Origin of the sequence: Synechococcus sp. BSA11S, assembly GCF_014224355.1 — a bacterium.
GTDB lineage: Bacteria > Cyanobacteriota > Cyanobacteriia > PCC-6307 > Cyanobiaceae > Regnicoccus_A.
The window spans coordinates 1-5,974 of sequence record NZ_VNWP01000040.1; the positions used below are offsets into that span (position 1 = coordinate 1).

Annotated in this window: 5 protein-coding genes and 1 pseudogene; 5 read left to right on the forward strand and 1 reads right to left on the reverse strand. The window is 58.1% G+C overall.

Features of this window, described 5'->3' with window-relative positions:
• Window positions 1-111: 111 nt before the first annotated feature.
• A pseudogene (locus tag FPZ61_RS16050) lies at window positions 112-228 on the reverse strand (transposase); the annotation flags it as partial.
• 120 nt (window positions 229-348) lie between these two features.
• Between FPZ61_RS16050 and FPZ61_RS15190 the strand changes: the two are divergent.
• From FPZ61_RS15190 to FPZ61_RS15215, 5 genes are all read left to right on the forward strand, one after another.
• Entirely contained in the window at window positions 349-1,464 is a 1,116-nt protein-coding gene (locus FPZ61_RS15190; protein WP_185467455.1) for a 2OG-Fe(II) oxygenase, read from the forward strand.
• Window positions 1,465-2,233: 769 nt separating this feature from the next.
• Complete coding sequence (locus FPZ61_RS15785) at window positions 2,234-2,473, forward strand: hypothetical protein (RefSeq protein ID WP_255147948.1); 240 nt, start codon at window positions 2,234-2,236, stop codon at window positions 2,471-2,473.
• A gap of 329 nt (window positions 2,474-2,802) precedes the next feature.
• Window positions 2,803-4,170, forward strand: a complete 1,368-nt coding sequence (istA, locus tag FPZ61_RS15205) for an IS21 family transposase (RefSeq protein ID WP_370593492.1) — start codon at window positions 2,803-2,805, stop codon at window positions 4,168-4,170.
• A 41-nt stretch (window positions 4,171-4,211) separates the two neighbouring features.
• Window positions 4,212-5,030 carry an IS21-like element helper ATPase IstB gene (istB, locus tag FPZ61_RS15210; protein WP_185467458.1) on the forward strand — a complete coding sequence of 273 codons (819 nt, stop codon included), beginning with the start codon at window positions 4,212-4,214 and terminating at the stop codon, window positions 5,028-5,030.
• Between the two features lie 178 nt (window positions 5,031-5,208).
• A complete protein-coding gene (locus FPZ61_RS15215) occupies window positions 5,209-5,832 on the forward strand; it encodes an IS3 family transposase (protein ID WP_255441700.1) in 624 nt (207 codons plus the stop codon).
• The last annotated feature ends 142 nt before the right edge of the window (window positions 5,833-5,974 follow it).

The following is a 5,974-nucleotide window of genomic DNA, read 5'->3' on the forward strand; positions in this document are numbered from 1 at the left end:
GCTGATCAGATCAAGATCAGTTGCGGCAGAAGCGGTTTCGGGCACAGGGAGGAGGCGATACCACCGAGCAAACCCCATGCAGGCAGCCCAGGCCAGGGCACCTGTGGCACACTTTGAATCAGCCCTGCCGCTGGCCCCGCCCAGCGCCTCCACCAGGGCGTCGACCTTACGGGTGGAAATGCCCCCGGTGTAGGCCTCCATCACTAAGGCGTAGAGCGCCCTGTCCAGAAAAACCAGACCACCTCATATTAGGATGGCTGAGTAACATAAAGACAATAACTTCTAGCCTTTCAGGCTGGCAGACTTATTCAATAATGCGATACAGTACAGTTGACTATGGGCTATCGAATGGATCAGGCCCAGCGAAACCGCTCAATTTCCACACCAGTGGCACCATCCATGCTTGAACTTCTATCAACAGAATTTAAGAATAGCACCGAAAGGCTTTCTCAGTCGTTTCAGAAGAATTCTCCTTGCCCACATGTCTCTGTCCAAAGCTTGCTTGAGCACAACTTTTGTCGCCGGCTGATCTCTGAATTCCCAGCATGTGACCCAAGTGTTCTTGAAAAGTTCCATGCCAATGGGATGCGTGGTGGCAAGACCAAGCATCAGAGGATAAGGGAATTAGGCGATTCATTCTGCGCCTTTGACGACCTTGTTCAATCAAAAGAATTCTTGGAAATACTTACTCGTATTACTGGCATTTCAAATCTTATCTATGATCCGGAATACTATGGCGGAGGGAGTCACGAGAGTCTCAATGGAGAACGCTTACTTCCGCATATTGACTACAACTATCATCCCACCACCCGCTGGTACCGAAGACTAAATCTATTGATCTACCTTAATCCTGAGTGGCAAGCTGAATGGGGAGGCCAGCTAGAGCTCCATTCTGACCCCTTAACCCCAGACAAAGACCAGATTACTCGTTGTTCAGCTGGCATGAATAACTGCACGCTTCTAGAGACCACCTCCACTTCTTGGCATGGCTTTCCTGCAATCGAATTGCCACATGACAAACGGCACTTAACAAGACGCTCGATTGCAGTCTATTATTATACTCTCCAACCGCCTTCAGACGACACCGCTCTCAATCGCTCTACTGTGTATGTTGACGAGCCTTTACCATCCCATATTACAGCCGGGCATGTCATGACCGAAAAAGACATACTCTTCTTGAGGGAACAGTGGCAGATGCGAGGCAATCACAGTCGTGTTCTTCTTGATGAAGTCATTAATCACGGGTATCAGTTCTCAAATTATCTAGAGCCTGGAAACACATTTAGCAATCAAGAAGCACAACGCATGCGTGATACTTATCAAGCCATAGAACGTCTCATAGACGAATTGGAGTGCCTGCATTTAGAATTTCGCAATCCGGATAAGACAGCAGACTCCAAATGTGCCTCATGGTTGCGCAATCGCCAGAATAATGCTGTTCCATTTTTGGATACGTCATCTTGAATGGTCTACAAAAGAATTTTTTTCAACTCTATCCAAATCAACAATGGAGATTAGATGCATGCCTGTTTTCTATGTCTAAACTCCAAAAGGGCATACGTGAATGCAATTAAAAAGGGGGATAGCAACTTTTTGCTAGCTATTGGTCAACACAAAACTGGAGCCTGTCTACATGAAGTTGCAAGCCCAAAGGGCGGCAATATGCTGCAATTACGCTACCGTGGATGTCGTTAACACAGTAATATATCCTTTTCCATTAAAATAAGTTTATTCAAGGGAGCCTTGGCTCAGGCATAAGGTTACCTCGAATAATCAGTAATTTACAGGGGCTTTGCGGACACAAAGAAGCCGCCGAAGAGGCGGCAAAGCAAGGGAATCTTTTCTCAACCATTGACGAGATTGCTCGGACTATGGGAGCTTCTCCGGCGGATTCATGCAACAACTGCTATAAGGGAAGAGCGCTGGAGATAACGAAGAAAGTTGAAGGTAAGGTTCTTGAGGCCCCACCAAGCTTCATTCCTTTCTAGCCCAATCTTTCTTGTCAGCTTTCCACCCATGGAAATAGTCATGCAGCCGAAGACATGCTCCACGCAAGCTCTGATTGACGACTTGACACGATTCAGTTCCCTGGCTGCGTCGCTGAGTGAGGTGGACTGGTTTTTCTGGACAGGGCCCATCGTTAACCTCTGAGGCGGGGCACCGCCCCTGAATGGGGCTCCCATCGATGAGCAAACGCCGTACCCACAGCCCCGAGTTCAAGGCCAAGGTCGCCATGGAGGCGATCAGCGGCCGTAAGACATTGCAGGAGATCGCCGCCGATCACGCGGTGCATCCGATCCAGGTGAGCCAGTGGAAGAAACAGCTGCTGGAAGGTGCCAGCGAGCTGTTCACGCGAGGGAAGAAGACGCAGGCTAAGGACGAGAGCCAGGCCAAGGAGGCCGAGCTGTTCCAGCAGATCGGCAAGCTCCAGATGGAGCTGGAGTGGCTCAAAAAAAAATCACAGCTGCTGTGATGCCCATGAACTGCGAAAGCTGGTCGATCATGACCACCCTGAGCTCAGCGTCAGCCGCCAGTGCGAACTGCTGGGCCTGGCTCGATCCACGCTCTACTACCGGCCCACTCCGGTGCGTGAATCGACGTTGCGGCTCATGGCCAGGATTGACGCTCTCTACCTGGAGGACCCCTGCAGCGGCAGTCGCCGGATGGTGGACTATCTGGCCAGAGAAGGAATTCCGATCAGCCGCGACCGCATGTCAGGCGACAGCGAAAACTGGCCCAGATGCGACACGAAATCTGGCCCCCCTCCGCGATCCACTAACCAGGGCCAGCGCGCAGCCTGCGGTGCTGTCACTTCTGGAGCAGAGCTCCCGGGATGCGGCGTTGGAAACCCCAGAGGATGTTCAGGCGATCCTTGGCCTCACCGCAGCTGGCTGGGGCCGGCGACGGATTGCCAAGGAGCTGGGCTGCTCGCCTGAGACCGTCCGCAAGTACCGGCGGCAAGGCGGCTGGGAGGCCTACGGCAAGCCCCGGAGGATTGGCGTCCTCGATGGTCAGTGCGACTGGATCAGGGAGCGGTTCCTTGCCCACAACGGCAATGCCGATGTGGTGCGCCAGGAGCTGGCCAGCGAGAAGGGCATCGCCGTGTCATTGCGCACCGTGGAGCGGGCGGTGGGGCCCTGGCGGCAGGAGCTGCGGGCCGCTGCCCTGGCAACGGTGCGGTTTGAGACGCCGCCGGGCAAGCAACTGCAGGCCGATTTCGGTGAGACCTACGCCCGCATCGCCGGTGAGAGGGCCAAGGTGCACCTGTGCGTGCTGACTTTGGGGTACTCCCGGAGGCTGGTGGTGCGGGCCTACCGGCATGAGCGCCAGGTCAACTGGTTGTTGGCGATGGAGGAGGCCTTCCGCTACTGGCGGGGGGTGCCGGCCGAGGTGCTGTTCGATAACGCCCGTGCCCTGGTCAAGGAGCACGATCCGGCTCGCCAGGTGCTGGTATTCAACGAACGGCTCGACGCCTTTGCCCGCTACTGGAGGTTCCTCCCCAAAGCCTGCCGGCCCTACCGGGCCAGGACCAAGGGGAAGGACGAGCGCGGCGTCGGTTACGTCAAGACCAATGCGGTGGCCGGTCGTGAGTTCGCCAGCTGGGAGGCGCTGGAAGCCCACCTGGAGCGCTGGAGCCGGGAGGTGGCCGATGTTCGCATCCACGGAACGACCGGTGAACAGCCGGTGGTGCGTTTCCAGCGGGAGGAGGCCGCCGCCCTGCAGCCGTTGCCCCATAAGCCGTCGTTCCTGGCGGAGCGGGAGCTGGTGCGGGTGGTCCACAACGACGCCTGCGTCGAGGTGGAGGGCAACTGGTACAGCGTGCCCTGGGCACTGCTCAAGCAGCGGGTGAGCGTGTTGGTGCGGGATCAGCAGGTGCAGATCCGCCATGGCGGCCGGGTTGTTGCCCGGCATGGGCGCGTGGCAGCCAATCGGCGCCATCGCTCCGTGCTGCGGGGGCATTGGGACGGCCTGGTGCCAGCACCGCAGCAGGACTTGGCCGAACAGTCATTGCCGTCAGCCGATGGCGCGCTCTGCGTTGGGCCCGCCTCCACCACGTCCCCGCCCTGTGGGGGCGGAACGCGGCGGCGGGCACCGGTGGTGCGCAGCTCAGAACTGGCCCGCTCCCTGGCGGTCTATGCCGCCGAGGTGGGCGAGGAAGTGGCGGCATGAGTCCTGCCAAAACCGGTCAACCAGATCGTCGTCAGGAGCTGATGGTCACGACACCGCCGGTCTCCGCCCTGGAGCTCGACGACATGCTCACCCGCCTGCGACTGACCGCGATCCGCGACCAGCTCGACAACCTGCTCGAGGAGGCGGCCCGCAAGGAGCTGAACCTGCGCGAGGCGTTGGCCTGGCTGTGTGCTGCGGAGATCGCCCGCAAGGACCAGCGGCGAATCGCGATGGCGATGAGCATTGCGAAATTCCCGTTCGTGCGGACCCTGGAGGGGTTTGAGTACGAGGCCCAGCCCTCGCTCGATCCAGGCCAGATCCGGGAACTCGCCACTTGCCGCTGGGTGGCCAACGGCGACACCCTGCTGCTGCTGGGTCCGCCGGGGGTGGGCAAGACCCACCTGGCCGTCGCCCTGGGGCGTGAGGCGGTGAGCAAGGGCTACACCGTGCAGTACGTCTCGGCGATGGAGCTGATCTCCACCCTGGCCCGGGCCCACAACCAGACGGCGCTGGAGAACCGGCTGAGCCAGTACGGCAAGAGCAAGCTGCTGATCATTGACGAGCTGGGCTACCTGCCGCTGGAGCCCGATGCGGCCCACCTGTTCTTCCAGCTGATCTCCCGCCGCTACGAGCGCGGCAGCGTGCTGATCACCTCCAACCGCCCCGTCATGGAGTGGGGTGAGGTGTTCGGTGATCAGGTCGTCGCCACCGCGATCCTCGATCGCCTGCTGCACCACAGCCATGTGCTGACCGTGCGGGGCGACAGCTACCGCCTGCGTGAGAAACGCCGCTCCGGTCTGATCAAGAGCAGCAGTGCGGTAAGCACCATCCCCGCCACCGGGGAGGAAGGGAGCCCATGAGCATCCCGCCCCTCCCCATCCACCCCCATTCCCAACGACTGATGAGCAAGACCAACCGACGCCGGCCACGGCGTCAACAAGCCGGGGCTACAGCCTCACAGGGTGGGCCAGATTTCGTGTCGCCGGAGGACCAATTCCGGATGTCGCTTGACACCGCATGCGAAACCTCATGCGCCGCATGGGTTTACGGGCGATCTACCAGAAGCCTCGCACCACGATTCCAGGCGATCCATCCGAGCGCTTCCCCTGCCTGGTGGATCTCAAACAGGTCACGGCCGTGGATCAGGTGTGGGCAACCGATATCACCTACATCCCACTGCAGAAAGGGTTTCTCTACCTGGTGGCGATCGTGGATCTCTTCTCCAGGAATATTCTCAGCTGGAAGCTCTCCAACAGCCTTGACACGGAGTTCTGTCTGGAGGCTTTGGAGATGGCCCTCTCTGGTGGCCGTAGGCCAGAAATCTTCCACTCCGATCAAGGCTGTCAATTCACCTCTGGTGACTATGTGGCGCGACTCAAGGAAGAGGAGATCAAAATCAGCTGGTCAGGCAGAAGGCGCTGCTACGACAACATCTTGGTGGAGAGGCTGTGGCGGACGGTTAAATATGAGGAGGTGTATCTGCGTGCCTACAGCGATGGCTGGGATGCAGAGATCAGCCTGGCCCGCTTCCTGTGGAGGTACTGCCATGTAAGGCCACACAGCTCTTTGGGAGGCAAAACTCCCAATGCGGTCTACACTGAGACCGAACTTTGTAACTCCCGTCCGGGGTTAACGATGTCAGGGGCCCAGGCTGTCCAATAAAAGGCACCCACCTCAGAGCGGATGATTGCGAGCTCCTTTTTCGTGGATCAGACTCTCGAAGCCACCGAGACTCAGAAGATCCTCAAAGCATTCACCTGAATAAGCTGAGTCTGCCCAGACATAGTCATGTTCGTTTTCTGGA

Excerpts from the sequence above, each read along its gene's own strand:
- FPZ61_RS15190 (WP_185467455.1), top strand. The coding sequence starts at position 349 with ATGGATCAGGCCCAGCGAAACCGCTCAATTTCCACACCAGTGGCACCA.
- FPZ61_RS15785 (WP_255147948.1), top strand. The coding sequence starts at position 2,234 with ATGGAGGCGATCAGCGGCCGTAAGACATTGCAGGAGATCGCCGCCGAT.
- istB (WP_185467458.1), top strand. The coding sequence starts at position 4,212 with ATGGTCACGACACCGCCGGTCTCCGCCCTGGAGCTCGACGACATGCTC.
- FPZ61_RS15215 (WP_255441700.1), top strand. The coding sequence starts at position 5,209 with ATGGGTTTACGGGCGATCTACCAGAAGCCTCGCACCACGATTCCAGGC.